This window comes from Streptomyces sp. NPDC052109 (genome assembly GCF_040680195.1).
Taxonomy (GTDB): Bacteria; Actinomycetota; Actinomycetes; order Streptomycetales; family Streptomycetaceae; genus Streptomyces.
Map to the genome: position 1 here is coordinate 1,121,330 of NZ_JBFAWF010000001.1, position 25,430 is coordinate 1,146,759.

General features: G+C 72.5%; 30 protein-coding genes. 23 read left to right on the top strand and 7 right to left on the bottom strand.

The window, feature by feature from the left end; translation table 11 throughout:
* Positions 1–61: 61 nt before the first annotated feature.
* Positions 62–238, bottom strand: coding sequence for a hypothetical protein (locus AB0L59_RS05095; RefSeq protein ID WP_365579291.1), 177 nt, complete (start codon positions 236–238; stop codon positions 62–64).
* A 225-nt stretch (positions 239–463) separates the two neighbouring features.
* Here AB0L59_RS05095 and AB0L59_RS05100 point away from each other — a divergent pair, with 225 nt between their 5' ends.
* The 4 genes from AB0L59_RS05100 (at position 464) to AB0L59_RS05115 (ending at position 4,401) form a co-directional block, all read left to right on the top strand.
* Positions 464–1,684: an NYN domain-containing protein gene (locus AB0L59_RS05100; RefSeq protein ID WP_365579293.1), complete on the top strand. Its 1,221-nt coding sequence runs from the start codon at positions 464–466 to the stop codon at positions 1,682–1,684.
* A gap of 144 nt (positions 1,685–1,828) precedes the next feature.
* Positions 1,829–2,842, top strand: coding sequence for an ABC transporter ATP-binding protein (locus AB0L59_RS05105; RefSeq protein WP_365579295.1), 1,014 nt, complete (start codon positions 1,829–1,831; stop codon positions 2,840–2,842).
* A 64-nt stretch (positions 2,843–2,906) separates the two neighbouring features.
* Positions 2,907–3,728 (top strand): ABC transporter permease, encoded by an 822-nt coding sequence (locus AB0L59_RS05110; RefSeq protein ID WP_365579297.1) that lies wholly within the window; start codon positions 2,907–2,909, stop codon positions 3,726–3,728.
* A 34-nt stretch (positions 3,729–3,762) separates the two neighbouring features.
* The gene (locus tag AB0L59_RS05115) at positions 3,763–4,401 is read left to right on the top strand and encodes an AAA family ATPase (protein WP_365579299.1); all 639 of its coding nucleotides are present in this window, start codon (positions 3,763–3,765) and stop codon (positions 4,399–4,401) included.
* A gap of 71 nt (positions 4,402–4,472) precedes the next feature.
* Here AB0L59_RS05115 and ybaK read toward each other — a convergent pair whose 3' ends face one another.
* The 4 genes from ybaK to AB0L59_RS05135 form a co-directional block, all read right to left on the bottom strand.
* On the bottom strand, positions 4,473–4,976 hold the full coding sequence (ybaK, locus tag AB0L59_RS05120; protein WP_365579301.1) for a Cys-tRNA(Pro) deacylase: 504 nt from the start codon (positions 4,974–4,976) through the stop codon (positions 4,473–4,475).
* Between the two features lie 23 nt (positions 4,977–4,999).
* Positions 5,000–5,740: an LON peptidase substrate-binding domain-containing protein gene (locus AB0L59_RS05125; protein ID WP_365579303.1), complete on the bottom strand. Its 741-nt coding sequence runs from the start codon at positions 5,738–5,740 to the stop codon at positions 5,000–5,002.
* A gap of 11 nt (positions 5,741–5,751) precedes the next feature.
* Positions 5,752–6,837, bottom strand: a complete 1,086-nt coding sequence (locus tag AB0L59_RS05130; RefSeq protein ID WP_365579305.1) for a hypothetical protein — start codon at positions 6,835–6,837, stop codon at positions 5,752–5,754.
* Positions 6,838–6,984: 147 nt separating this feature from the next.
* Positions 6,985–8,562, bottom strand: coding sequence for an oxidoreductase (locus tag AB0L59_RS05135; RefSeq protein WP_365579527.1), 1,578 nt, complete (start codon positions 8,560–8,562; stop codon positions 6,985–6,987).
* Positions 8,563–8,725: 163 nt separating this feature from the next.
* Between AB0L59_RS05135 and hisD the strand changes: the two genes are divergently transcribed.
* From hisD to AB0L59_RS05185, 10 genes are all read left to right on the top strand, one after another.
* On the top strand, positions 8,726–10,051 hold the full coding sequence (gene hisD, locus AB0L59_RS05140) for a histidinol dehydrogenase (RefSeq protein ID WP_365579307.1): 1,326 nt from the start codon (positions 8,726–8,728) through the stop codon (positions 10,049–10,051).
* A complete protein-coding gene (locus AB0L59_RS05145) occupies positions 10,048–11,160 on the top strand; it encodes a histidinol-phosphate transaminase (protein ID WP_365579309.1) in 1,113 nt (370 codons plus the stop codon). The genes hisD and AB0L59_RS05145 overlap by 4 nt, the downstream gene beginning before the upstream one ends.
* Complete coding sequence (gene hisB / locus AB0L59_RS05150) at positions 11,157–11,750, top strand: imidazoleglycerol-phosphate dehydratase HisB (RefSeq protein WP_365579311.1); 594 nt, start codon at positions 11,157–11,159, stop codon at positions 11,748–11,750. The genes AB0L59_RS05145 and hisB overlap by 4 nt, the downstream gene beginning before the upstream one ends.
* Positions 11,751–11,754: 4 nt before the next feature.
* Positions 11,755–11,919, top strand: coding sequence for a hypothetical protein (locus AB0L59_RS05155; protein WP_365579313.1), 165 nt, complete (start codon positions 11,755–11,757; stop codon positions 11,917–11,919).
* Positions 11,916–12,557, top strand: a complete 642-nt coding sequence (gene hisH, locus AB0L59_RS05160) for an imidazole glycerol phosphate synthase subunit HisH (RefSeq protein ID WP_365579315.1) — start codon at positions 11,916–11,918, stop codon at positions 12,555–12,557. Before AB0L59_RS05155 ends, hisH begins: the two co-directional genes overlap by 4 nt.
* Positions 12,558–12,560: 3 nt before the next feature.
* Entirely contained in the window at positions 12,561–13,286 is a 726-nt protein-coding gene (priA, locus tag AB0L59_RS05165; RefSeq protein WP_365579317.1) for a bifunctional 1-(5-phosphoribosyl)-5-((5-phosphoribosylamino)methylideneamino)imidazole-4-carboxamide isomerase/phosphoribosylanthranilate isomerase PriA, read from the top strand.
* The gene (locus AB0L59_RS05170; RefSeq protein WP_365579319.1) at positions 13,283–13,678 is read left to right on the top strand and encodes a RidA family protein; all 396 of its coding nucleotides are present in this window, start codon (positions 13,283–13,285) and stop codon (positions 13,676–13,678) included. The genes priA and AB0L59_RS05170 overlap by 4 nt, the downstream gene beginning before the upstream one ends.
* 6 nt (positions 13,679–13,684) lie before the next feature.
* Positions 13,685–14,440 (top strand): imidazole glycerol phosphate synthase subunit HisF, encoded by a 756-nt coding sequence (hisF, locus tag AB0L59_RS05175; protein ID WP_365579321.1) that lies wholly within the window; start codon positions 13,685–13,687, stop codon positions 14,438–14,440.
* 105 nt (positions 14,441–14,545) lie between these two features.
* The gene (locus AB0L59_RS05180; protein ID WP_365579323.1) at positions 14,546–15,136 is read left to right on the top strand and encodes a helix-turn-helix domain-containing protein; all 591 of its coding nucleotides are present in this window, start codon (positions 14,546–14,548) and stop codon (positions 15,134–15,136) included.
* A 15-nt stretch (positions 15,137–15,151) separates the two neighbouring features.
* Positions 15,152–16,387: an MFS transporter gene (locus AB0L59_RS05185; protein WP_365579325.1), complete on the top strand. Its 1,236-nt coding sequence runs from the start codon at positions 15,152–15,154 to the stop codon at positions 16,385–16,387.
* Between the two features lie 7 nt (positions 16,388–16,394).
* Here AB0L59_RS05185 and AB0L59_RS05190 read toward each other — a convergent pair whose 3' ends face one another.
* Positions 16,395–16,793, bottom strand: a complete 399-nt coding sequence (locus AB0L59_RS05190) for a VOC family protein (protein WP_365579327.1) — start codon at positions 16,791–16,793, stop codon at positions 16,395–16,397.
* Between the two features lie 34 nt (positions 16,794–16,827).
* Complete coding sequence (locus AB0L59_RS05195; protein ID WP_365579329.1) at positions 16,828–17,463, bottom strand: TIGR03085 family metal-binding protein; 636 nt, start codon at positions 17,461–17,463, stop codon at positions 16,828–16,830.
* A gap of 83 nt (positions 17,464–17,546) precedes the next feature.
* On the opposite strand from AB0L59_RS05195, the gene hisI reads away from it, so the two are divergent.
* The 9 genes from hisI to AB0L59_RS05240 all read left to right on the top strand — a co-directional run bounded on the left by hisI (position 17,547) and on the right by AB0L59_RS05240 (position 25,379).
* Positions 17,547–17,951, top strand: coding sequence for a phosphoribosyl-AMP cyclohydrolase (hisI, locus tag AB0L59_RS05200; RefSeq protein ID WP_365579331.1), 405 nt, complete (start codon positions 17,547–17,549; stop codon positions 17,949–17,951).
* Between the two features lie 11 nt (positions 17,952–17,962).
* Positions 17,963–19,441: an anthranilate synthase component I gene (locus AB0L59_RS05205; protein ID WP_365579333.1), complete on the top strand. Its 1,479-nt coding sequence runs from the start codon at positions 17,963–17,965 to the stop codon at positions 19,439–19,441.
* Positions 19,442–19,512: 71 nt separating this feature from the next.
* On the top strand, positions 19,513–20,151 hold the full coding sequence (locus tag AB0L59_RS05210; RefSeq protein ID WP_365579335.1) for a TIGR02234 family membrane protein: 639 nt from the start codon (positions 19,513–19,515) through the stop codon (positions 20,149–20,151).
* A gap of 173 nt (positions 20,152–20,324) precedes the next feature.
* The gene (locus AB0L59_RS05215) at positions 20,325–20,585 is read left to right on the top strand and encodes an HGxxPAAW family protein (RefSeq protein ID WP_365579337.1); all 261 of its coding nucleotides are present in this window, start codon (positions 20,325–20,327) and stop codon (positions 20,583–20,585) included.
* 195 nt (positions 20,586–20,780) lie between these two features.
* A complete protein-coding gene (locus AB0L59_RS05220; protein ID WP_365579529.1) occupies positions 20,781–21,173 on the top strand; it encodes a DUF2752 domain-containing protein in 393 nt (130 codons plus the stop codon).
* A 133-nt stretch (positions 21,174–21,306) separates the two neighbouring features.
* Complete coding sequence (gene trpC / locus AB0L59_RS05225; protein WP_365579339.1) at positions 21,307–22,116, top strand: indole-3-glycerol phosphate synthase TrpC; 810 nt, start codon at positions 21,307–21,309, stop codon at positions 22,114–22,116.
* 298 nt (positions 22,117–22,414) lie between these two features.
* Positions 22,415–23,698 (top strand): tryptophan synthase subunit beta, encoded by a 1,284-nt coding sequence (gene trpB / locus AB0L59_RS05230; protein WP_365579341.1) that lies wholly within the window; start codon positions 22,415–22,417, stop codon positions 23,696–23,698.
* A complete protein-coding gene (gene trpA, locus AB0L59_RS05235; RefSeq protein ID WP_365579343.1) occupies positions 23,695–24,513 on the top strand; it encodes a tryptophan synthase subunit alpha in 819 nt (272 codons plus the stop codon). The genes trpB and trpA overlap by 4 nt, the downstream gene beginning before the upstream one ends.
* Positions 24,514–24,602: 89 nt before the next feature.
* Positions 24,603–25,379 (top strand): thioredoxin domain-containing protein, encoded by a 777-nt coding sequence (locus AB0L59_RS05240; protein ID WP_365579345.1) that lies wholly within the window; start codon positions 24,603–24,605, stop codon positions 25,377–25,379.
* Positions 25,380–25,430: the final 51 nt, after the last annotated feature.

Genomic DNA, 25,430 nt, shown 5'->3' on the forward strand with positions numbered 1-25,430 from the left:
CGCGAAGGGGCGCACCCGCCAAGGGTGCGCCCCTTCTGTGTGCCTGGGCTTCAACTGCCCTTTAATTGTGGCCGAAGCTCTTCCGCTTCTTGCCGGCAGCATCCGTGGGACTGCCCTGGATGTGCGACACCGGCGACTCGTGGGCCTCCGTCTGCCGCTGCGCGTGATCGTGGGCCTGCTCGGTCTGCGGCGCGCGGTTCTGCGGGCCAGCCTGCTTACGGTTCTTGTTCTTGGCCATGGTGATCTGCCTCCTGTGGGGGATCTAGGGGCCAGGGCCGGGACCAGATTCACATACGCTGACATCAAGCGCATGTCGGATAATTACCGTGTGTGACAGGGCAACTGGGCGAGCGGGATCGCTCAGCGCCACGCCGAAGATCGAGTTCCGGCCGTTAACCCCCGCGCCGTCGGGCAGACTCGAAGGAAGTCCGAAGCAAAACCTCCCGGAAAGAGGGTGAGTCGCGTGGACCGCTGCATCGTCCTGGTGGACGCCGGGTACCTGCTGGGAGCCGCCGCCAGCCTCCTCGCCGGTGAGCCCTCGCGGTCCCGGATCACCGTCGATCACACCGCGCTGATCCAGGCGCTGCGCGTACGCGCCGAATCGGAGACCGAGCGCCCGCTGCTGCGCATCTACTGGTTCGACGGCGCCCCCGACCGTGTCCCCCAACCGGAGCATCGGCGACTGCGCGTGATGCCCCGGGTCACCGTCCGGCTCGGCGCCCTCACCCGCAGCGACGGACGCTGGGCGCAGAAGGGCGTGGACGCCGCCATGCACGCCGAGCTGACCGAGCTCGCCCGCAACCGCGCCTGCTCCGACATCGTCCTCGTCACCGGCGACGGCGATCTGCTCCCCGGCATGATGGCCGCCAAGGAGCACGGCGTCGCCGTCCACCTGTGGGCCGTCCAGGCCGCCGACGGCGATTACAACCAGTCCGAGGACCTGGTCGCCGAGGCCGACGAGCGGCGCGTGCTGGACCGCGCCTGGATCACCCAGGCCGTCCGCGCCAAGGAGCTGACGAGCGTCTGCGCCCCGCCGCCCGCACCCCGGCCGGAGATCGCCGCGATCCTGTCCGCGCCGCTGCCGGAGTCGGCCCTCGCGGCGGCGGCCGAGCGGCCGGCCGAACAGGGCGCGCCCCAGCCGGCCGCCGCGGCGACGGAGAACGGCGGCCAGGAGCGGGCCGCCGCCCACAAGGGCGTCCCCACCCCCAAGGACCTCGCCGCCCTGCGCGCCCCCGGCGGCCAGCCCGCACAGCAGCCCGCGACCGCGACCCTGCGCTGGTCCTCCGACAAGGGCTGGGTGGACCGGCCGGGTGCCGTCACCGAGCCGCCCGAGGTCGCCTCCATGCCGACCCTCGCCCAGCTCACCACGGCCGAGCAGCGGTGGGCCGACCGCGAGGAGGACATCACCACCGTCGGCGGCGACCCGTACGAGGTGGGACAGGTCTTCGCCCGCCGCTGGATGTCCCGGCTCGGCGACCAGGGCCAACTGCAGAAGCTGTCCCAGCTGTATCCGCGCATCCCGCACCGCATCGACGGGGAGCTGCTGCGGTACGCCGCGCGGTTCGGGCTGCTCGCCCACAAGGACGACCAGATCGACGAGCACGACCGTTACGCCATCCGGGCGGGGTTCTGGCGGGAGATCGACGTTCCGGCGGCGGCGGAGAGTGCGACGGGGGCCGAGTGACCGGAGGTGGGTGACGGGGCGGGGTAGGGTGAGTGAGCCCTGCGCGGCCGTGCCGCGCCGTCGCCGCGGCATCTCCTCACCGGTCGCGTACAGATGTGGCCCCAAAGACGAGTAAAGGGTCACTACCCCGTACTCTCGTCCCTTGTGAGTACGCGCGCGGCACAGGCACCTCGGTATGACGGGGTCGTACGCGTGCGCGGGCTCGGCAAGACCTATCCGGCCGTGAAGGGGCGGCGCGGTGCGCCCGGCACTCCCGAGGTGCGGGCCACCGACGGGGTCGAGCTGGACGTGCGGCGCGGCGAGGTCTTCGGGCTGCTCGGGCCGAACGGCGCCGGCAAGTCCACCCTGGTACGGCAGCTCACCGGGCTGCTCCGGCCGGACACCGGCAGCATCGAGATCCTCGGGCACGACATCGTCCGGCACCCCGAGCGGGCCGCGCGCATCCTCGCCTACCTGGGCCAGCAGTCCTCCGCGCTGGACGAGCTGACCGTCTCCCTCGCCGCCGAGACCACCGGACGCCTGCGCGGCCTGGACGTGACGAGGGCCCGGGCCGAGCGGGACGCCGTGCTGGAGGAGCTCGGGCTCACGCCGATCGCCGGGCGGGCGCTGAAGAAGCTGTCCGGCGGCCAGCGGCGGCTCGCGTGCTTCGCCGCCGCCCTCGTGGGCGAGCGGCCGCTGCTGGTGCTGGACGAGCCGACGACCGGCATGGACCCGGTGGCCCGGCGTGCGGTCTGGGCGGCCGTGGACCGGCGGCGCGCCGAGCGCGGTACGACCGTGCTGCTGGTCACCCACAACGTCATCGAGGCCGAGACCGTGCTCGACCGGGTCGCCGTCATCGACCAGGGGCGGGTCATCGCCTGTGACACCCCGGCCGGGCTGAAGGAACGGGTCGCCGGCGAGGTGCGGGTCGAGCTGGTGTGGCGGGAGCGGGCGCCGCTGGAGGTGCCCGAGGTGGCCGTCCTGCGCGAACGCGCGGTGGAGTCCGGACGGCGCTGGACGCTGCGGCTCGCCCCCGAGGAGGCCCGCGCCGCCGTCGCCACCGTGACCGGCGGGGCCGCCTTCGCCGCCCTGGACGACTTCACCCTCGCCACGCCCAGCCTGGAGGACGTCTACCTGGCGCTGGGCGGCGCGGCACGGCAGGGGCTGGTGAAGGCGTGAGCGCGCGGACCGCCGCATACGTATGGGTGTGCGCGACTGCCGTACGGAAGAGGAGCAGCTCGTCGTGAGTGTCGTACCCGCGGACGTTCTGCCGGGCGGTACCCGGACCGTGCCGGACACGGCGACCGGCGCGGCCGAACTGGGCCCGGCGGCGCGGCTGTGGCCGTCGCTGGCGGCCGTCTACCGGGCGCAGCTCTCCCGGGCCCGGGTGGCGCGGATCCCGTTGCTGTTCGTGGCCACCTTCCAGTCCGTCGGCATCGCCGTGATGATGCGGGGCGTCGTCGACAGCGGCAGCGAGGCCGAGTCCGTGGTGGCCGGTTCGTCGGTGCTGGTCGTCGCCTATGTGGCCCTGAATCTGCTGTCGCAGTACTTCGGGCAGCTGCGGGCGAGCGGCGGGCTCGATCACTACGCCACGCTGCCGGTGCCGCCGGCCGCGGTGGTGCTGGGCGTGGCGGCGGCCTACGCTTCCTTCACCGTGCCGGGGACCCTGGTGACGGCCGTCTTCGGGTGCGTCCTGTTCGGGCTGCCGCTGGGCAATCTGTGGATCCTCGTGGCCGTAGTCCCGCTCGCCGGGGCCGCGCTGTCCGGGCTCGGCGCCGCCTGTGGGCTGCTCTCGCCCCGGCCCGAGCTGGCCACGCTGCTCGGACAGCTGGGCATGTCCGCGGCGCTGCTGCTCGGTGTGCTGCCGGCCGACCGGATGCCGGAGATCGTACGGCTGGCGCGGGATCTGCTGCCGTCGACCTACGGCGTGGAGGCGTACGCCCGCACTTTCGGGGCACACCCGGACTGGGCCGTCGTCCTTGTCGACCTGGGGGTGTGCGCGGGTGTCGGAGTGGTCTCGCTGGCCGTGGCGGCCTGGGCGTACCGCCGAGCCGCCGTCCGGTGACGCGGCGCACAGCGCGGCCTGGCACGATGGCAGGGTGACCGCACCGCTGACTCCGCCCACGCCGCCGCACAACCAGTCCTCGAACGATGTCTGGCAGGCGCCGCCGCCTGCCGGGATGTCCGGGGGCGTGTACGAACAGGACGGTCCCGGCATGAAGACCGAACTGCGTGACGCCGCCGTGATCACGGTGGCCGTGGCGTTGGGCGGGGTGCTGCTCGGACTCCTGTGGTGGTGGCTGGCGCCGCATGTGCCGCTGGTCGGCGACGAGGTCGACAAGAGCTGGGTCGTCTACCTGAAGGACAGCGAGGGCGAGCAGGCGGCCGGGGTGGACGGCACGTTCACCCTGCTGGGGCTGGGCTTCGGGCTCGTCAGCGCGGTGGCCGTCTTCCTGCTGCGGCGGCGCGGGGGGGTGCCGGTCGTGGTGTCACTCGGCCTCGGCGCGCTGCTCGGGTCGGTGCTGGCGTGGCGGCTGGGGATATGGCTGGGGCCCTCCTCCGACGTGCTCGCGCATGCCAAGGCCGCGGGCAAGGGGGTCGTCTTCTCGGCGCCGTTGCAGCTCGGGGCGAAGGGCGCGTTGCTGGCCTGGCCGTTGGGTGCGTTGCTGGTGCACCTCGGACTCACGGCGTTGTTCGGGCCCCGGGATCCCGAAGTGCCCTACCCGCGGCAGCCGTAGGCGGGTGGGCGCCGCCCCCGGGACCCCGTGAGACGCCGAGCGCGCCGGGCCCGCCCCGGCAGGCGCCGCCGTCAGCCGCGGCCGATCGGCGCCAGTACCGCTGCCGTCAGCGTCGCCAAGTCCCCGGGGGCCAGCTCCACTTCCAGCCCCCGCCGCCCCGCCGACACACAGATCGTCTCGTGGGCCTCCGCCGAGTCGTCCAGGACCGTCGTGAGCCGCTTGCGCTGGCCGAGCGGTGAGATGCCGCCGCGTACGTATCCGGTGGTCCGTTCCGCGAGCGTCGGGTCGGCCATGGCCGCGCGCTTGCCGCCCACCGCGGCCGCGAGGGCCTTGAGGTCCAGGGAGCCGGAGACCGGGACCACCGCCACGGTCAGGGCGCCGTCGACGTCCGCCACCAGGGTCTTGAAGACGCGGTCGGGGGAGACGCCCATCGCCTCCGCCGCCTCCTCGCCGTAGGAGGCGCGGGCGGGGTCGTGGTCGTAGGAGTGGACCGTGAAGTCCACCCCGGCCGACGACAGGGCGACCGTCGCCGGGGTGCCGCCGGACTGCTGCTGTTTCTTCGACTTCTTCGCCATGCGTCTTCCCCAGCCGTCTTCCCTCAGTTCAGGCTCGTCGGCGCCCGCGTCAGCTCGAACGCGGGCAGCGACGGCAGACTACGGATGATGGCCGTCTCTGAGCGAAGGAGTTTCAGTTCGTCGCGCAGGCGGGACGCGGTGTCGGGCGCCTGGAGCAGCCGCTGCTTGGTCGGCGTGTCGTGCACCATCGCGGCGGCCACCAGGTACGACACCACACCCGGGTCGTCCGGCAATTCGGCACCGGTGGACAGCGAGCGCTCGCGGGCGCCGGCCAGGCGCTTCTGGTACTGGCGGAAGGAGCGCAGCACGCCCTCGGCCAGCGCGCCCGCCTCGTCGCCCGGTTCCTCCGGCAGCTCCTCCAGCTCCGCCGTCAGGAACGGGCCCGACGCGTCGACGGAGAGCAGACGCACCCGCGTCGTGCCGGTCGCCAGCACCTCGAAGGTGCCGTCGGCCCGCTCCCGGATGGTCGCCGCGTCGGCCACACAGCCCACTCCGTGGAAGGACTTGAGGGGCTCCGGGCCGAAGCCCGCGGCCGGTCCGCGTTCGGGCTGTGCCGTCGGGTCCGGCATGCCGGGGGCGCTCGGCGCCACCTCGTGGCCGTCGCGGACGGCCACGACGGCGAACCGGCGCGGCTCCTCCTCCGGTGTCTTGAGCAACTCGCGCATCATGGCGCGATAACGCTCCTCGAAGACGTTCAGCGGCAGCACGAGCCCCGGGAACAGCACCGTGTTCAGGGGGAAGAGCGGGAGTCGGGCGGTGGTCACGACGCCCCAGCCTAGTGGTCACCGGCGTCGGCGTGTCCGCCGTGCTCGCCGAGCGGGGCCGGGGGCCAGGTCATCAGCCCCGCCGGGACCGGTCGGGGGCCCGGTGTGAGCAGGTGCTCGCGCAGCCGCAGGAAGTGGCCGAGCGGGTCGTCGGAGAAGCGGTCCCAGGGGAAGGACGTGGCGTACGGGCCGATCAGGCGGAGCTGGGCGCGGGCGTCCTCCCAGCGTTCCAGGCGCAACAGGACGTACAGGAGCTTGTTGCGGATCTGGGCGGGCCACGGGTCGGCGGCCGCGAAGCGGGCGGAGAGCGCGAGCGCCCGGTCGGCCGCCTCGTCCAGCCGGGCGCGCGGGATCTCGGGACCGCAGCTGTCGGTGAGGTAGCCGAAGGCGGCCCGGGCCGGCAGGGCCTGGACGAGCGAGTCGGCCGGGGCGTCCTGGGCGGCGCGGTCGGCGAAGTCGAAGCACTCGCGGTGCGAGGTGCGGCGGGTGTGCGGGGTGTCGCCCCACAGCACGCAGCAGGAGGCGGCCAGATAGCGCAGCGCGGCCACGTGGCAGCCGTAGTGGTGCGGGGCGCGCCGCACGGCGGCCTCCCACAGCTCCTCGAAGTACCGGTGGCCGGCCCGTGAGCCGCGCGCGTGGTCCAGCGCGATCCGCCAGGGCACCGGGTCGCCGGCGTCGGCGCGGGCGGCCGCGGTGATCAGCGGGCTCACCTCGCGCAGCAGCTCGGCGCGGGCCGGTGAGGGCCAGACGCGGTCCACCGCCAGCTGTGCCCCGACCAGCAGGGCGCCGGGGTCCTCGGGGCCGGCCGCGCGCCAGGCCTCGAACCACTCGGGGCGCGAGCGGGCGAAGCCGGCCAGGCGTCGTACGTAGCGGTCGTGGTTCTCCCAGGCCGCCGCGGCGCGGGTGGCGGCCAGCAGATCGGCCGCGGCGGCGTACTCGCCGCGGGCGGCCGCGACCAGCGCGGGCGAAAGCCGGTCGTCGGGCGCGTCGAGCACGGCCTCGTCCCCGGCCTGGGGGCGGCCGGCCGGGCGCGCGGAGCGTTTGGTCATCCGGGTGGGGCGGATGAACGAGGGCAGCAGAGCCATGGTGTCGACCATTGAAAGACCGCAGGTCGGCGGCGCGCCAGAGGCTTCGGGCAAGTCACGGAAAGTTGTACGGCAGTCGGTCAAGGACGGGTAAAGGTGATAGTTCAACTTTTGGGGCGTCTGTGGTTCCTGAGTTGTGCCCGGCCTCCTGCGCCCTCCTCACCCCCGCCGCAGCAGCCGTGTCGCCCCCGCCGCCACCGTCGTCGCCAGGATCCAGCCGAGCAGGATCATCGCGGCCGCCAGCCACTGCCAGCCGCCGCGCAGCTGCCACTGGTTGACCTGGCCGAGGTCGATCACCGGCAGCAGCAGGTCCAGCGTGAACAGGGCCGGGCTCCAGTACGGATGGGCGTCGTGGCTCATCGGCGGATGGTCCGCATGCGCGAACGCCAGCGTGCCCGCCGCCCACAGCACCGCCATCCACACCGCGGCGCGGCCCGGCCGGTAGCCGTAGGCCACGGCCCAGTCCTGCACGAACCCCCAGATCTTCGCGGCCGGCGGCAGTGTCTCGCGGCGCCGGCGCTGCTTGGCGAGCAGCACCTCGCGCGCGTCCTCGTCCTCCCCGGCCGCCCGCAGCACCGCCGCCAGCCGCTCGTACGGCTCCGGGGCGTACTCGGCGGTGGCCGCCGCCACCCAGTCCAGCCGGCCGGTCAGCGGGAACGGGCCGCGCGGGACGAGGTTCTCGTACACGAAGCCGCCCATGTGCAGATTGCCCGGACCGGGCCAGCTCGCCGCCCGGTCGACCAGGTTGACGATCCGCGCGCCGGACAGCACCACCTTGCCGCGCTGCGGCATCTCCCCGAGGAAGCGCAGCTCCGACGCGTGCACTCGGCGCAGCGACAGCTCCTGGTCGTCGGTGAGGGTGAACCGGGCCCGCTCGAAGTCGACGGCGTCCCCGAACCGCCCGTCGTCCAGACGTATCCCGCCCCGGCACTCGAAGCGCTGGATCCGCGTCCCGCGCGCCGGGGTCGTACCGCTGAGCAGCGGGCTGCCCACGCCGGCCGGGGTCAGGTACAGGGTGCGCTCGACGGTCAGCTGGGGGGCGTTCAGGGCGTAGCGGGAGTACGGGTTGTCCAGCGTCGCGCCGCGCAGGCTGAGCGACACGCCGACCTTGGCGCTGCGCAGCCGCAGCTCACCGTGCGACTGCAGCATCTCCGCCTGCAGGTCCTGGCCGACGGTCATGCCGTCCGCCGAGATCGACCGCCCGCTGCGGTCGCGGTACACCACCGCCTGGTTGAGCATCAGATCGGTGCCGATGTGCGCGTCCGTCAGCCGGACCCCGTTCTGGAAGCGGCAGCGCGGCAGGTGCAGGTCGCCCACGGTGTGGACCCGGGCGGCCTCCAGCCGCGGCACCGCGCAGTCCACCATGCGCAGGGTCGTGAACCGGGCCTCCGGCACGAGGACCTCCTCGTCGAAGCGGCAGCCGCGCAGCTCGGCGTACGGCTGCACCGTGCCGCCCGAGAGGTCCAGCGTGCCGACGATCCGCACGCCGGCCAGCTTCAGCGCGGACACCCGGCCCGCGAGCGCGGGCGGGCCGTCCAGCAGCAGCCAGGCCACGATCCGCGCGCGCACGGAGCGCTCCGGACCCCAGGGGTGTCCGCCGTGCGGATCGTCCACCACGGCGTCCCCGCAGCTCAGGTCGTACACACTGCCGTTGCGGAAGGCCTGCCACATGCCCGCCTCGGCCGCGGTCAGCTCATCGGGCAGGTCCCCGGCGACGGCGCCGGCCCCCTCGGTCACCTCGGTCCTCTCCTGGTCCAGTGCTTTCGTACAGCCGTTCATGCCCGCTGAGTGACCCCGGGAACACTGGAGGTGAAGGTGATCTTCCGAGTTCGGCCACGTTCTGTATCAGCCATTGATACATGCGGACGGCTCACGACACCGGTCTGAGAGAATTGGGACCGTGATCTCCCGAATCGATCTGCGCGGCGACGCCCTTCCCGAGGGCCCCGCCCTGCGCGACCTGCTGCCCCGAGCCGACTTCGACGTACCGGCCGCCCTGGAGAGGGTGCGTCCGATCTGCGAGGCCGTGCATCATCGTGGCGACGCGGCGCTGATCGACTTCGCCGAGAAGTTCGACGGAGTACGGCTGGAATCCGTCCGTGTCCCGGTCCAGGCGCTCACCGACGCGCTGGCGGCCCTCGACCCGGCCGTGCGCGCCGCGCTGGAGGAGTCCATCCGACGCGCCCGCCTGGTCCACCGCGCGCAGCGCCGCAGCACCCACACCACCCAGGTCGTGCCGGGCGGCTCGGTGACCGAGAAGTGGGTGCCGGTCGAGCGCGTCGGGCTGTACGCGCCGGGCGGCCGGTCGGTCTACCCCTCGTCCGTCGTCATGAACGTCGTACCGGCCCAGGAGGCCGGCGTCGCGTCGATCGCGCTCGCCTCGCCCGCGCAGGCCGAGTTCGGGGGCCTCCCGCACCCGACGATCCTCGCGGCCTGCGCCCTGCTCGGCGTGGACGAGGTCTACGCGGCCGGCGGCGCCACGGCCGTGGCGATGTTCGCCTACGGCACCGAGTCCTGCCCGCCCGCGAACATGGTCACGGGCCCGGGCAACATCTGGGTCGCCGCCGCCAAGCGCTTCTTCACCGGGAAGATCGGCATCGACGCCGAGGCCGGCCCGACCGAGATCGCGATCCTCGCCGACGACACCGCCGACCCGGTGCACGTGGCCTCCGATCTGATCAGCCAGGCAGAGCACGACCCGCTCGCGGCGGCCGTCCTGGTCACCGACTCCGTCGAGCTGGCGGAGGCGGTGGAGAAGGAGCTGGCGCCGCAGGTGGCGGCCACCAGGCACATCGAGGACCGGATCGTGCCCGCCCTCGAGGGCCGGCAGTCCGCGATCGTGCTGGTCGACGGCGTCGAGGAGGGCCTCAGGGTCGTCGACGCGTACGGGGCCGAGCACCTGGAGATCCAGACCGCCGACGCCGCCGCGGTGGCAGACCGGGTGAAGAACGCCGGCGCGATCTTCATCGGCCCCTGGGCCCCGGTCTCGCTCGGCGACTACGCGGCCGGCTCCAACCACGTCCTGCCCACCGGCGGCTGCGCCTGCCACTCCTCGGGCCTGTCCGTCCAGTCCTTCCTGCGCGGGATCCACATCGTCGACTACACGAAGGACGCGCTGGCCGAGGTCGCGCACCATGTGGTGACGCTGGCCGAGGCGGAGGACCTGCCGGCGCACGGCGCGGCGATCAAGGCGAGGTTCGGCTGGAAGGTACCCGAGAGCAAGTGAGCGACGTGAGGATCGACGATCTTCCCGTACGGGACGAGCTGCGTGGCAAGTCCCCTTACGGCGCGCCCCAGTTGGACGTACCCGTACGGCTGAACACCAACGAGAACCCCTACCCGCTGCCCGAGCCGCTGGTCGAGCGGATCGCGGAACGGGTGCGGGAGGCCGCCCGTGACCTGAACCGCTACCCCGACCGGGACGCGGTCCAGCTGCGCACCGAGCTGGCCACCTACCTGACGAGGACCGGCAAGCACCCGATCGGCATCGAGAACGTGTGGGCCGCCAACGGCTCCAACGAGGTCATCCAGCAGCTGCTGCAGACCTTCGGTGGACCTGGCCGTACGGCCATCGGGTTCGAGCCGTCGTACTCGATGCACGCGCTCATCGCGCGCGGCACCGGCACCGGATGGATCTCCGGTCCCCGGAACGAGGACTTCACGATCGACCTGGCCGCCGCCCAGCGGGCGATCGCCGAGCACAGGCCGGACGTCGTCTTCATCACCACCCCCAACAACCCCACGGGCAACGCGGTCCCGCCGGAGACGGTCCTCGCGCTGTACGAGGCGGCCCAGGCGGCCAAGCCGTCGATGGTGATCGTGGACGAGGCGTACATCGAGTTCAGCCACGGCGACTCGCTGCTGCCGCTGCTGGCGGGCCGCCCGCACCTGGTGGTCTCCCGCACGATGTCGAAGGCGTTCGGCGCGGCCGGGCTGCGCCTCGGCTATCTCGCCGCCGACCCGGCGGTCGTGGACGCCGTGCAGCTCGTCCGGCTGCCGTACCACCTGTCGGCGATCACCCAGGCGACCGCCCTGGCCGCCCTGGAGCACACCGACACGCTGCTGGGCTACGTCGAGCAGCTGAAGGCGGAGCGCGACCGGCTGGTCGCCGAGCTGCGCGCGATCGGCTACGCGGTCACCGAGTCCGACGCGAACTTCGTCCAGTTCGGCCGGTTCGCCGACGCCCACGCCGCCTGGCAGAAGATCCTCGACCGGGGCGTCCTGGTCCGGGACAACGGCGTACCGGGGTGGCTGCGGGTGTCCGCCGGCACCCCGGAGGAGAACGACGCGTTCCTCGACGCGGTACGTGAGTTGAAGAAGGAGCTTGAGGCATGAGCCGCGTTGGACGCACAGAGCGCACCACGAAGGAGACCTCGGTGCTGGTCGAGATCGATCTCGACGGCACCGGACGGACCGACATCGCCACCGGCGTCGGCTTCTACGACCACATGCTCGACCAGCTCGGCCGGCACGGTCTGTTCGACCTGACCGTGAAGACCGACGGCGACCTGCACATCGACTCCCACCACACCATCGAGGACACCGCCCTCGCGCTCGGCGCCGCCTTCAAGCAGGCGCTCGGCGACAAGGTGGGCATCTACCGCTTCGGCAACTGCACGGTCCCGCTGGACGAGTCCCTCGCCCAGGTCACCGTCGACCTGTCCGGCCGCCCGTACCTCGTGCACACCGAGCCCGAGAACATGGCGCCGATGATCGGCGAGTACGACACGACGATGACCCGGCACATCCTGGAGTCCTTCGTCGCCCAGGCGCAGATCGCGCTGCACGTGCACGTGCCGTACGGGCGCAACGCGCACCACATCGTGGAGTGCCAGTTCAAGGCGCTGGCCCGGGCGCTGCGTTACGCGTCCGAGCGCGACCCGCGCGCGGCCGGCATCCTCCCCTCCACGAAGGGCGCGCTGTAACCCCATGAACAGCCTCTCGTCCCTGCTGATCGTCGTCGGTCTCTTCCTGGTCGGCGGCATCGTCTCCTTCGTCAAGCAGAAGATGCCCACGAGCCTGATCGTGCTGCTCTCCATCGGTGCGGGCCTGTGCCTCGTCGCGGGCGTCATGCGGCTGGGGGTGTGGAATTGAGCGCTACCAAGAAGGTCGTCGTCTTCGACTACGGCTTCGGCAACGTCCGGTCCGCCGAGCGCGCCCTCGCGCGCGTGGGCGCCGAAGTCGAGATCACCCGCGACTTCGACAAGGCGATGAACGCCGACGGACTGCTGGTGCCGGGCGTGGGCGCGTTCGCCGCCTGTATGCAGGGGCTGCGGGCCGCGCGCGGTGACTGGGTGGTCGACCGGCGGCTGTCCGGCGGCCGGCCCGTGATGGGCATCTGCGTGGGCATGCAGATCCTGTTCGCGCGCGGCATCGAGCACGGCGTGGAGGCCGAGGGCCTGGACGAGTGGCCAGGCACGGTCGAGCCGCTCCAGGCCGACGTCGTGCCCCACATGGGCTGGAACACCGTCGAGGCCCCGGCCGGCTCGGAGCTGTTCGCCGGCCTCGACGCCGACGCCCGCTTCTACTTCGTGCACTCCTACGCCGTCCACGACTGGGCGCTCGAGACGCACAACCCGGTGATCTCGGCCCCCAGGGTGACCTGGTCGACGCACGGCAAGCCGTTCGTGGCCGCCGTGGAGAACGGCGCCCTGTGGGCCACCCAGTTCCACCCCGAGAAGTCCGGCGACGCCGGCGCCCAGCTCCTCACCAACTGGATCGGAACCCTGTAGACCATGGCCAAGCTCGAACTCCTCCCCGCCGTCGACGTCCGCGACGGCCAGGCCGTCCGCCTCGTGCACGGCGAGTCCGGGACCGAGACCTCCTACGGCTCCCCGCTGGAGGCCGCCCTCGCCTGGCAGCGCTCCGGCGCCGAGTGGCTGCACCTGGTCGACCTGGACGCGGCCTTCGGCACCGGCGACAACCGTGAGCTGATCGCCGAGGTCGCGAGGGCGATGGACATCAAGGTGGAGCTGTCCGGCGGCATCCGCGACGACGCCTCCCTGGCCGCCGCCCTGGCCACCGGCTGTACCCGGGTCAACCTCGGCACCGCCGCCCTGGAGACCCCCGAGTGGGTCGCCAGGATCATCGCCGAGCACGGCGACAAGATCGCCGTCGGCCTGGACGTGCGCGGCACGACCCTGCGCGGCCGCGGCTGGACGCGCGACGGCGGCGACCTCTACGAGACGCTGGCGCGCCTCGACAAGGAGGGCTGCGCCCGCTACGTCGTCACCGACATCGCCAAGGACGGCACCCTGCAGGGTCCGAACCTGGAGCTGCTGAAGAACGTGTGCGCGGCCACGGACCGGCCGGTCGTGGCCTCCGGCGGCGTGTCGTCCCTGGACGACCTCCGGGCCATCGCCGAGCTGGTACCCCTCGGTGTCGAGGGCTCCATCGTCGGGAAGGCCCTGTACGCGAAGGCGTTCACCCTGGAAGAGGCCTTGGAGGCTGTGTCGTCATGACGTCCGATGCCGTGCGGCGCGTGCAGAGCGGAAGTCCCTGGGAAGAGAGTTTCGGGTTCGCGCGCGCCGTCGCGGCGGGGGACCGGGTGTCCGTCGGGGGCACCACGCCCTTCAAGGGCACGGTGCTGTACGGCGAGGGCGACCCCTACGAGCAGACCAAGGTCGCCTTCGGCAACGCCCTCGACGCGCTGAAGGAGTTCGGACTCGGCGTCGAGTCCGTGATCCGCACCCGTATGTATCTGAGCCATGTGCGCGACGTCGACGAGGTGGGGCGGGCCCACAAGGAGCTGTTCGACTCCGTGCGCCCGTGTTCGACCCTGCTGGTGGTCGAGGGCTTCGTCGATCCGCGCATCCTGGTCGAAGTAGAGCTTGAAGCATTCAGAGGAGCCTGAGCAGACATGACCCTGGCGGTCCGAGTCATCCCCTGCCTGGACGTGGACAACGGCCGGGTCGTCAAGGGCGTCAACTTCCAGAACCTGCGCGACGCGGGCGACCCCGTCGAGATGGCCAAGGTGTACGACGCCGAGGGCGCCGACGAGCTGACGTTCCTGGACATCACCGCGTCCTCCGGCAACCGGGAGACGACGTACGACGTGGTGCGCCGCACCGCGGAACAGGTGTTCATCCCGCTGACGGTCGGCGGCGGCGTCCGCACGGCCGAGGACGTGGACAAGCTGCTGCGGGCGGGGGCGGACAAGGTGGGCGTGAACACTGCGGCCATCGCCCGCCCGGACCTGATCCGCGAGATCGCGGAGCGCTTCGGCCGTCAGGTCCTGGTCCTGTCGGTGGACGCCCGCCGCACCGAGTCCGGGTCCTTCGAGGTGACCACCCACGGCGGCCGCAAGGGCACGGGCATCGACGCCGTGGAGTGGGCGCACCGCGCCGCCGAACTGGGCGCGGGCGAGATCCTGCTCAACTCCATGGACGCCGACGGCACCAGGGACGGCTACGACCTCGAGATGATCGCCGCCGTCCGCAAGCACGTCACCGTCCCCGTGATCGCCTCCGGTGGCGCCGGCAAGCTGGCCGACTTCCCGCCGGCCGTGGCCGCGGGCGCGGACGCGGTCCTGGCGGCATCGGTGTTCCACTTCGGCGATCTGCGGATCGGCGAGGTGAAGCAGACGCTGCGGGAGGCGGGGCACCCCGTCCGCTAGCGCGCGTACCGGCTCCGCCCGGCGGGGCCTTTCCGCGCCTGGATACGAAAGATAAGTTGCGCAAAAAATATTGTGCAACTTTTCTTTCCCACATAGCGTGGAGGCATGCCGGACAAGGAGAGGGACCGCCGGATCAAGGACCTGGGCACGCTGAAGGCGCTCGCCCATCCGCTGCGGTCGCAGCTGTACCGGGCCTTGTCCATCGCCCGCACCGCGACCGCGTCCCAGCTCGCCGAGCAGGTCGACGAGGCCGTCTCGCTGGTCAGCTACCACCTGCGCAAGCTGGCAGAGCACGGCCTGATCGAGGAGGCCGAGCCGCAGAGCGCGGACGGCCGGGAGCGCTGGTGGCAGCCGGCCTCCGACGGCGTGAGCATCCGTGACCAGGACTTCCGGGACGCCCCGGAGAAGGCGGCCGCGCACACCGCCGCCAGCCGGCTGTTCTTCGAGCAGCGGGCCGACCTGTACCGGCGCTTCCTCGACGAGCGGACCCACTGGGGCGCCGAGTGGAACGACGCCGCGGAGTCCTCCGAGGCGGTGCTGCGCCTGACGGCCGGCGAACTGGCCGAGCTGAACAGGGAGTTGCTCGCCCTGGTCCGCAGGTTCGACGAGCGGGGCCGGGCCGCCGACGCCGCCGGTGACACCGAGGGCCGCGAGAACGTCGCGCTGCACACGTACGGCTTCCCGTTCCGGATCTGAGAGGACCCTCCCTCCGTGACCGCCACGCTGATCACACCGCCGGCCACCACACCCGCCCACCGCGATTCCAACGTCCGGCGCTGGCTCGCCGCCTACACCTCCTCGATGCTGGGCGACAACGTCTACTACATGGCCCTGTCCTGGGCCGTCGTCCGGTCCGCGAGCCCGGCGCAGGTCGGGCTCGTGATGTCGGCGAGCGCGCTGCCCCGGGCCGTGCTGATGCTGGGCGGGGGAGTCGTCGCCGACCGGTTCGGGCCGCGTCGGGTCGTCATCGGCAGCGACGCGGTGCGCTGCGTGGCCGTCCTCGCGGTGGCGGCCCTGTTGTTCCTCACCAGCCCCGGGCTGCTGCCGCTCACCCTGCTGGCGCTGGTCTTCGGCGCCGTCGACGCCGTCTTCGTGCCCGCCGTGGGCGCGCTGCCGGCCCGGCTCACCGGGACGGACCAGCTCGGCCGGGTCCAGGGCATGCGGGGGCTCGCCATCCGGTTCGCCGTCGTCGTCGGCGCCCCGCTCGGCGGGCTCGCGGTGGCGGCGGGCGGAGCCTGTGCCGCGTTCACCCTCGCCGGGCTGCTGATCGCCGTCTCCGTGCCGCTCCTGGTCTCCGTACGGGTACGGGACCTGGCGAAGGAGCCCGGAGCGGCGGGCACCGCCTGGAGCGACCTGCGCGCCGGCCTGCGCCACATCCGCCGCCACCGCGTCCTCGCCCCGCTGATGCTGGCCATCGCCCTCGGCGACCTCGGCTTCGTCGCCCCGCTCAACGTCGGTCTGACCCTGCTGGCCGACCGGCGCGGCTGGGGCGCCGCCGGCATGGGCTGGGTGCTCGCCGGGTTCGGCGTCGGGGCGGGGGCCGCCTCGCTGCTGCTGGCCGTCCGGGGGCGGCTGGCCCGCGCCGGATTCGTCGCCGGGTGGACGATCACCGCGGGCTCGGTGGCCGTGGGTGGCCTCGCCTTCGCCCCCTCCCTCGCGGCGGCCGTCGGCACCGCCCTGCTCGTCGGCCTGCTCACCGGCCTCAGCGGAGCGATGTGCGGCGCCCTGCTGCAGACCCAGGCCGACCCCGCCCACCTGGGCCGGGTCACCGCCGTCTCCAGCCTGATCAGTCTCGGTCTCACCCCGCTGAGCATGCCGTTCACGGCCGCCGCCATCGGGGCCTGGGGGCTCGGACCGGTCTACGTCGTGAGCGCCGGTGTCTGCGGCCTCGGCGGGGTCGTCGCCCTCGTCACACCGGCCCTGCGCCGCGCGGAACTCCCGGGCTGACCGCGGTTCACCCCTTCGGCTGAACCAGCTGCACCAGATTGCCGCAGGTGTCGTCGAACACCGCCGCCAGCACCGGCCCCTGCTCCTGCGGCTCGTGCGTGAACCGGACACCCCGGCCGGTCAGCCGCTCGTACTCCGCCGCCAGGTCGTCCACGGAGAAGACGATGCACGGGATGCCCGCCTCGTACAGCGCCCGCCGGTACGGCTCGGCGACGGGGCCCCGGCCGGGCTCCAGCAGCAGCTGGAGATCGGGCTGGGCGCCCTCCCGGGCCCCGACCGTGACGAAGAGCGTGCCACCGCCCAGGTCCATGTGGGCGCGGGTCTCGAAGCCGAGGACATCCGTGTAGAAGGCGTGCGCCGCCGCCACGTCGTCCACGTACACACCGGTCATCGCGACCTTGATCACGACGCGGCCCCTCTCGGCTGCTCGGCGGCGGGGATCAGATGCCCAGCTGCCTGGACTCGTGCAGTTTGGTGATCGCGTCCGTCTCGCCGGCCACGTCCACCCTGGCCGCGTCCTGCCGGCCGAACGCGAACATCAGCAGCTCCGACGGCTCGCCGGTCACCGTCACCACCGGCGCGCCCCGGTGCGCCACCGCCGTCTGCCCGTCCGGGCGGCGCAGCACCAGACCGGTCGGCACCCCGCGGGCCACCAGCCGTGCCGTACGCTCCAGCCGGGACCACAGGGCGTCCTGGAAGACGGAGTCCAGTTCGCGCGGGGTCCAGTCCGGCTGGGCGCGGCGGACGTCCTCGGTGTGGACGTAGAACTCGACGATGTTGGCCGCCTCGTCGACCTGCTTGAGCTGGAAGGGCGAGAAGCGCGGCGGCCCGGTACGGATCAGCTGGATCAGCTCCTCGTACGGTTTCGCGGCGTACTCGGCCATCACCTTCTCCAGGCGCGGCGCGAGCTGCTTGATCAGCGTGCCCCCGGCCGCGTCCGGGCGGCGCTCGCGCACGATCACGTGCGCGGCCAGATCCCGGGTCCGCCAGCCCTCGCAGAGGGTCTCGGCGTCCGGGCCCACGGTTTCCAAGAGGTCGGCGAGCAGGAGCCGTTCACGCTTGGCGAAGGTCGACATGGAGTCAGCCTACGACCAGGCGCTCCGTCCGCGCAGTGGACACGGCACCGGTACTGTCGGACCCGCGCGGCACAATGGCACCCATGACCAGTACGACCGGTACGCCCCGGCCCAGCAGCCTCGACCCGGAGATCGCCGCCCGCCTCAAGCGCAGCGCCGACGGCCTCCTGCCCGCCGTCGCCCAGCAGTACGACACGGGCGAGGTGCTCATGCTCGGCTGGATGGACGACGAGGCGCTGCACCGCACGCTCACCACCGGCCGCTGCACCTACTGGTCGCGCAGCCGCCGGGAGTACTGGGTCAAGGGCGACACCTCGGGCCACTTCCAATGGGTGAAGTCGGTCGCGCTGGACTGCGACGCCGACACCGTGCTGGTCAAGGTCGACCAGGTGGGCGCGGCCTGCCACACCGGTGCGCGCACCTGCTTCGACGAGGACGTGCTCCTCGAGGACGCCGCCGATTCCGCCGCTCGGGCATCTGATCAGTAAGGTCGGCCGCCATGGACCTCGAGACCTTCCGCAAGCTCGCCACCGACCGCCGCGTCATCCCGGTCACGCGCAAGCTCCTCGCCGACGGCGACACCCCGGTCGCGCTCTACCGCAAGCTGGCCGCCGAGCGCCCCGGCACCTTCCTGCTGGAGTCCGCCGAGAACGGCCGCTCCTGGTCCCGCTACTCCTTCGTCGGCGTCCGCTCCGCCGGGACGCTGACCGAGCGCGACGGCCAGGCCCACTGGCTCGGCACCCCGCCCGTCGGCGTCCCCGTCGACGGCGACCCCCTGAAGGCCCTGCGCGCGACCCTCCAGACCCTGCACACCCCGCAGCAGGAGGGCCTGCCGCCCTTCACCGGCGGCATGGTCGGCTATCTGGGCTACGACATCGTCCGCCGCCTGGAGAAGATCGGCCCCGGCGACCGCGACGACCTGCGGCTGCCCGAGCTGACCATGCTCCTGACCAGCGACCTCGCCGTGATGGACCACTGGGAGGGCTCGGTCCTGCTGATCGCCAACGCGATCAACCACAACGACCTCGACACCGGGGTGGACGAGGCCTACGCCGACGCCGTGGCCCGGCTCGACGCCATGGAGGCCGACCTCACGCGCGCGGTCGCCCAGCCGCCGGCCGTGCTGCCGCCCTCCGAGCTGCCCGACTACACCGCGCTGTGGGGCGGCCCGGACTTCCAGGTGGCCGTCGACGACATCAAGGAGCGCATCCGCGCCGGCGAGGCCTTCCAGGTCGTGCCCTCCCAGCGCTTCGAGACCCCGTGCACGGCGAGCGCCCTGGACGTCTACCGGGTCCTGCGGGCCACGAACCCGTCGCCGTACATGTACCTGTTCCGCCTCGACGGCTTCGACGTCGTCGGCTCGTCCCCCGAGGCGCTGGTGAAGGTCGAGGACGGGCGCGCGATGGTCCACCCCATCGCCGGCACCCGCCCCCGCGGCACCACGCCGCAGGAGGACCAGGCCCTCGCCGAGGAGCTGATGGCCGACCCGAAGGAGCGCGCCGAGCACCTGATGCTCGTCGACCTCGGCCGCAACGACCTGGGCCGGGTCTGCGAGCCCGGCTCGGTCGAGGTGGTCGACTTCATGTCGATCGAGCGCTACTCGCACGTGATGCACATCGTCTCGACCGTCACCGGCAAGGTCGCCGACGGCCGCACCGCCTTCGACGTGCTCACCGCCTGCTTCCCGGCCGGCACCCTCTCCGGCGCCCCCAAGCCGCGCGCGATGCAGATCATCGACGAGCTGGAGCCGTCCCGGCGCGGCCTGTACGGCGGCTGCGTGGGCTACCTGGACTTCGCCGGCGACTCCGACACCGCGATCGCCATCCGCACGGCACTGCTCCGGGACGGCACGGCGTACGTCCAGGCGGGCGCCGGCATCGTCGCCGACTCGAACCCGGTCGCCGAGGACCAGGAGTGCCGCAACAAGGCCGCGGCGGTGCTCCGGGCCGTGCACACCGCCAACCGGCTGGCCAGGTAGCGCCCTTCACGGCACCTGGGGTGCATCTCATACGAACCCCGGGTGACGGTTCGCCCGGGGTTCGGGCGATAGTGGAGTACGTGACTGCCGTTCCCCACCCCCGTTCCGAAGCCGCCGCGCCCGTCCGGTCCGGCCGCCGCAGCCTTGCCCTGGCCCTCCTGTGCGGTGCGCTCGGCGCGGCCGTGGCGCTGCTCGCGACCCGGCAGCGCTGGGCGGCGGGCACCGCGACGGTGGCCGGTGGCGCGTTCCCGCTCACCGCCAAGGGCAGCGACGTCACGGGCGTCCCCGCGGCCCTCGCGATAGTGGGCCTCGCCGCGCTCGTCGCCGTCTTCGCCGTCCGCAGGGCCGGCCGGTTCGTCGTCGCCGGGCTGCTCGCGCTGTCCGGCGCCGGCATCGCGGCCGCCGCCCTCATGGCCGCCACCGACAACTCCGCGCTGGACGACAAGGCCGCCCAGGCCAGCGGCGACACCTCCGCCACCGTCGCCGGGCTCAGCCACACCGGCTGGCCCTACGTCGCGGCCGTCGGCGGTGTGCTGATCCTGCTGGCGGGCCTGCTGGCGCTGCGCTACGGCGGCCTGTGGCCAGCCATGTCCGGCCGCTACGAGCGCGGCACCGACCGTCCGCGCCGCCAGGCCCGGCCGGTGGACCCGGAGCGGCCCGAGGAGATGTGGAAGGCCCTGGACCGGGGCGAGGACCCGACCGGCGCCTGACCGTTCCTCCTCCGGGTGTGGCGAAGCAGACGCGACCCCCGCGTCCGTCACGGGCGCGGGTACGGGACAATGAACGTGGAGCATCCGGTTCGGACGGTGACGGTCGGGCTCGGAGCCGTGCGACCCGTACGGCGCTCTCCTGGGACACGTACACAGCAACGAGGAGCACAGACATGGCGGGCAGCAGCCACGGCCACGGTCACACCCCGGCCGCCTGGACCGGTGTCATCATTTCCTTCATCGGTTTCTGCGTCGCGGGCGCCTTCATGGTGATGGCCCAGCCGGTCGGCTTCTGGGCCGGCATGGTGCTCATCGCCGCCGGTGCGGTGGTCGGCGGCGTCATGCGCGCCATGGGCCTCGGCCAGAAGCAGCCTCCCCTCAAGATGGTCGGCGCCCCCCTGGCGACGCGTGAGCCGGTCGGCGTGGAGAGCTGAGCGCACCCACTGCTTCCCCGGGGGCGGGCCGGCACTCGGAGAGAGTGCGGTCCGCCCCCGTCGTCCGAGTCGGACCGGCGCGCGCAGGGCCCGGCCGGAGGAGACAATGCCCGGGTGAGCTTCCCGCCCCCGGCAGCGTCCCCGGCCCCGCAGGCCGTCCCCCGCGCCGTTCCTGACCCCGCCCCTGCCGACCCGCTGTGGCGGCGCCTCGCCGTACCGGCGGGGGTCCTCGCGGCCGTCGCCGGGGCCTTCGCGTATGTCGGCGCCGTCGATCCGAACGAACCCGGCCACTACCCCGTCTGCCCGCTGTACCGGCTCACCGGCCTGTACTGCCCCGGCTGCGGCGGGCTGCGCAGCGCGCACGCCTTCGTCCACGGCGACCTCCTCACCGCCCTGCACGACAACGCGCTCGGTGTCGCCGCCTACCTGGGCTTCGCGGTGCTGTGGACCGTGCGGGTGGCCGGCGCCGTGCGCGGCCGGCCGGTGCGACTGGATCCGCGGCCGGCACACCTGTGGGCGATCGGCGCGCTGCTGCTGGTCTTCACGGCTGTCCGGAACCTGCCGTGGGGTGGCTGGTTGCATCCTTGATCACAAGGGGAGCGTCCAGGTAGTGGGACCGGCTCCACCGGATGCGAGGGCTCCGGCCTCCTCCGGATACCATCGCAGTGACCACGGGTTTTCAAAACCTGAAGGAACCACCGTCTGAAAGGGGGCCGCTCGCGTGAGTGTGCTCGACGAGATCATCGACGGAGTCCGTGCCGACCTCGCGGAGCGGCAGGCACGCGTCAGCCTCGACGAGCTCAAGGAGCGCGCGGCCAAGGTTCCCGCCGCCAAGGACGGGGTGGCCGCGCTCAAGGGCGACGGCGTCAAGGTGATCTGCGAGGTCAAACGCTCGAGCCCCTCCAAGGGCGCGCTGGCCGCGATCGCCGATCCGGCCGGGCTGGCCGCGGACTACGAGGCGGGGGGCGCGGCCGTCATCTCCGTCCTCACCGAACAGCGCCGCTTCGGCGGCTCGCTCGCCGACCTCGAGGCCGTCCGTGCGCGCGTGGACATCCCGGTGCTGCGCAAGGACTTCATCGTCACCTCGTACCAGCTGTGGGAGGCCCGGGCGTACGGCGCCGACCTCGCACTGCTGATCGTGGCCGCCCTGGACCAGCCGGCCCTGGAGTCGCTGATCGAGCGCGCGGTCTCCATCGGCCTCACCCCTCTCGTGGAGGTGCACGACGAGGACGAGGTCGAGCGGGCCGTGGACGCGGGTGCCAAGGTCATCGGCGTCAACGCGCGCAACCTGAAGACGCTGGAGGTCGACCGCGGCACGTTCGAGCGGGTCGCGCCGGAGATCCCCGACCACCTCGTCAAGGTCGCCGAGTCCGGTGTCCGTGGCCCGCACGACCTGATCGCCTACGCCAACGCCGGCGCCGACGCGGTGCTGGTCGGCGAGTCCCTGGTGACCGGCCGTGACCCGAAGACGGCCGTCGCCGACCTGGTCGCCGCGGGCGAACATCCCGCTCTGCGGCACGGCCGGAGCTGATCACCCGGTAGGCTGAAACCGATGACTCTCACCGTGACGACCGTGGACCGGTACGCCCGCCTGGCGCGCGGCTGCCGCCCGAGGGGCTGCCGCGCCCCGGCGAGGCGTGTCCACGGTCGCAGGGTGCGGTACGTCATCGGTGACGAACCTGGGCAGGTGAACGGACGCCGATGGCAACGCGCCCCGAAGGGGCGCGGGGAACTGCGCGACCAGCCACACACGGCCTGAGGTCGTTCCATAAGCTCCGCCCCCACGGCGAATAGTGTCTTTTCACACGCACTCACCGTGAGGTTCTGGCATGCCCAGCAATTTCTTCTTCCCTGACCCCACCGGCCAGGTGCCCAGCGCGGAGGGCTACTTCGGCGCGTTCGGCGGCAAGTTCATCCCGGAGGCACTCGTCGCCGCCGTGGACGAGGTCGCCGTCGAGTACGACAAGGCCAAGGCCGACCCCGAGTTCGCCCGCGAACTCGACGACCTGCTGGTGAACTACACCGGCCGCCCCAGCTCCCTCACCGAGGTCCCCCGTTTCGCCGAACACGCCGGCGGCGCCCGCGTGTTCCTGAAGCGCGAGGACCTCAACCACACCGGCTCCCACAAGATCAACAACGTGCTCGGCCAGGCCCTGCTCACCAAGCGGATGGGCAAGACGCGCGTGATCGCGGAGACCGGCGCCGGCCAGCACGGCGTCGCGACCGCCACCGCCTGCGCGCTCTTCGGTCTCGACTGCACCATCTACATGGGCGAGGTCGACACCAGGCGCCAGGCCCTGAACGTCGCCCGCATGCGCATGCTCGGCGCCGAGGTGGTCTCCGTGAAGTCCGGCAGCCGCACCCTGAAGGACGCCATCAACGAGGCGTTCCGCGACTGGGTCGCCAACGTCGACCACACCCACTACCTCTTCGGGACGGTCGCGGGACCGCACCCCTTCCCGGCCATGGTCCGCGACTTCCACCGCGTGATCGGCGTGGAGGCGCGCCGCCAGCTCCTGGAGCGCGCCGGCCGGCTGCCCGACGCCGCGATCGCCTGCGTCGGCGGCGGCTCCAACGCCATCGGCCTCTTCCACGCCTTCATTCCCGACGAAGGCGTACGGCTCATCGGCTGCGAGCCCGCGGGCCACGGCGTCGAGACCGGCGAGCACGCGGCCACGCTCACCGCCGGTGAGCCCGGCATCCTGCACGGCTCCCGGTCCTACGTCCTGCAGGACGACGAGGGCCAGATCACCGAGCCGTACTCGATCTCCGCCGGACTGGACTACCCGGGCGTCGGCCCGGAGCACTCCTACCTGCGCGACTCCGGGCGCGGTGAGTACCGCGCGATCACCGACGACGCGGCCATGCAGGCCCTGCGGCTGCTGTCCCGTACCGAGGGCATCATCCCGGCCATCGAGAGCGCCCACGCCCTGGCCGGCGCCCTGGAGGTCGGCAAGGAGCTGGGCAGGGACGGCCTGATCGTCGTCAACCTCTCCGGCCGCGGCGACAAGGACATGGACACCGCCGCCCGCTACTTCGGCCTCTACGAGACCGACGCCGAAGTGACCGCCGAGGAAACCGACACCGCCGAGATCGAGGGGGACGCCAAGTGAGCGGGAACGTGCAGCTGCTGTCGGACACCCTCGCCGCCGCCAGGGCCGAGGGCCGGTCGGCCCTCATCGCCTACCTCCCTGCCGGGTTCCCGACCGTGGACGGCGGCATCGAGGCGATCAAGGCCGTCTTCGACGGCGGTGCCGACGTCGTCGAGGTGGGCCTGCCGCACAGCGACCCCGTCCTCGACGGCCCGGTCATCCAGACCGCCGACGACATCGCCCTGCGGGGCGGGGTCAGGATCGCCGACGTCATGCGGACGGTCCACGAGGCGCACGCGGCGACCGGCAAGCCCGTGCTCGTCATGACGTACTGGAACCCCATCGACCGCTACGGCGTCGAGCGGTTCACGGCCGAGCTGGCCGAGGCGGGCGGCGCGGGCTGCATCCTGCCCGACCTGCCCGTCCAGGAGTCGGCGCTGTGGCGGGAGCACGCCGAGAAGCACGGACTCGCGACGGTCTTCGTCGTGGCGCCGAGCAGCAAGGACGAGCGGCTCGCCGAGATCACCGCGGCGGGCAGCGGCTTCGTCTACGCGGCCTCCCTGATGGGTGTCACCGGCACTCGCGAATCCGTCGGCGCGCAGGCCCACAACCTGGTCGAGCGCACCCGCGCCACCGGCTCCGAGCTGCCCGTCTGCGTGGGACTCGGTGTCTCCAACGGCCCTCAGGCCGCCGAGGTGGCCGGCTTTGCCGACGGCGTGATCGTCGGCTCCGCGTTCGTGAAGCGGATGCTGGAGGCCCCCGACCACGCGTCGGGTGTCGTGGCGGTCCGTGAGCTGGCCGGGGAGCTGGCGAAGGGCGTGCGCGGTCAGGCGTAACCGTCAGTAATCGGGAACATTCGGTCACTCGAACGAGTGGACCTGCGACCGGGGAGGCGCGCTGCGCCTCCCCGGTTCGTTCTGGGGGTGTGAGCGACAAGAACCGTGACGCAAAGCGCACCGCCCGGGAGCGGCTGGCGGTCGAGCGCGAGAAGCAGAAGTCCGCGGAGAAGCGGCGGCGCACCCTGATCGTGGGCGCGAGCGTCGTCTGCGTCCTGGGTCTCGCGGTGGTGATCGGCGTGATCGCCGCGAACTCCGGCAAGAACAAGGGCAGCGAGAGCGCCGGGCCGGTCGTGGCGCCCTCGGGCGCGCAGGGCAAGGACAGCCTCGCGATCCCGGTCGGCAAGGACAACGCCAGGTCGACGCTCACCGTCTGGGAGGACGTCCGCTGCCCCGCCTGCCAGTCCTTCGAGGTCACCTACCGCCCGACGCTCCATGAACTGGTCGACTCCGGCAAGCTCAGAATCGAGTACCACCTGGTCCGGCTGATCGACGGCAACCTCGGCGGCACCGGCTCCCTGCGCGGCGCCAACGCCGCGGCCTGCGCGCAGGACGCCGGAAAGTTCCGCGACTACCACGACGTGCTGTACGCGAACCAGCCCAAGGAGACCGACGACGCGTACGCCGACAACGACAAGCTGATCGAGCTGGCCGGCAAGGTCGGCGGGCTGGACACGCCCGCCTTCCAGAAGTGCGTCAAGGACGGCACCCACGACAGCTGGGTCAACAAGGCCAACAAGGCCTTCCAGTCCGGAAACTTCAACAGCACGCCCACGGTCCTGCTGAACGGGAAGAACATCTACCAGGACCAGACCCTGACCCCGGCCAAGCTCAAGCAGATGGTGGAGGCGGCCGACCGCGGGTAAGGACGTCCCCTCCGGCACGCGTTTTTCTCACGTCCCCGTTATGGACCCGTA

Excerpts from the sequence above, each read along its gene's own strand:
- priA (WP_365579317.1), top strand. The coding sequence starts at position 12,561 with ATGGCCAAGCTCGAACTCCTCCCCGCCGTCGACGTCCGCGACGGCCAG.
- AB0L59_RS05215 (WP_365579337.1), top strand. The coding sequence starts at position 20,325 with ATGGCGGGCAGCAGCCACGGCCACGGTCACACCCCGGCCGCCTGGACC.
- trpB (WP_365579341.1), top strand. The coding sequence starts at position 22,415 with ATGCCCAGCAATTTCTTCTTCCCTGACCCCACCGGCCAGGTGCCCAGC.
- AB0L59_RS05095 (WP_365579291.1), bottom strand. The coding sequence starts at position 238 with ATGGCCAAGAACAAGAACCGTAAGCAGGCTGGCCCGCAGAACCGCGCG.
- AB0L59_RS05130 (WP_365579305.1), bottom strand. The coding sequence starts at position 6,837 with ATGGTCGACACCATGGCTCTGCTGCCCTCGTTCATCCGCCCCACCCGG.
- AB0L59_RS05205 (WP_365579333.1), top strand. The coding sequence starts at position 17,963 with ATGGACCTCGAGACCTTCCGCAAGCTCGCCACCGACCGCCGCGTCATC.
- hisB (WP_365579311.1), top strand. The coding sequence starts at position 11,157 with ATGAGCCGCGTTGGACGCACAGAGCGCACCACGAAGGAGACCTCGGTG.
- AB0L59_RS05155 (WP_365579313.1), top strand. The coding sequence starts at position 11,755 with ATGAACAGCCTCTCGTCCCTGCTGATCGTCGTCGGTCTCTTCCTGGTC.
- AB0L59_RS05170 (WP_365579319.1), top strand. The coding sequence starts at position 13,283 with ATGACGTCCGATGCCGTGCGGCGCGTGCAGAGCGGAAGTCCCTGGGAA.
- AB0L59_RS05195 (WP_365579329.1), bottom strand. The coding sequence starts at position 17,463 with ATGTCGACCTTCGCCAAGCGTGAACGGCTCCTGCTCGCCGACCTCTTG.
- AB0L59_RS05180 (WP_365579323.1), top strand. The coding sequence starts at position 14,546 with ATGCCGGACAAGGAGAGGGACCGCCGGATCAAGGACCTGGGCACGCTG.
- ybaK (WP_365579301.1), bottom strand. The coding sequence starts at position 4,976 with ATGGCGAAGAAGTCGAAGAAACAGCAGCAGTCCGGCGGCACCCCGGCG.
- hisI (WP_365579331.1), top strand. The coding sequence starts at position 17,547 with ATGACCAGTACGACCGGTACGCCCCGGCCCAGCAGCCTCGACCCGGAG.
- hisF (WP_365579321.1), top strand. The coding sequence starts at position 13,685 with ATGACCCTGGCGGTCCGAGTCATCCCCTGCCTGGACGTGGACAACGGC.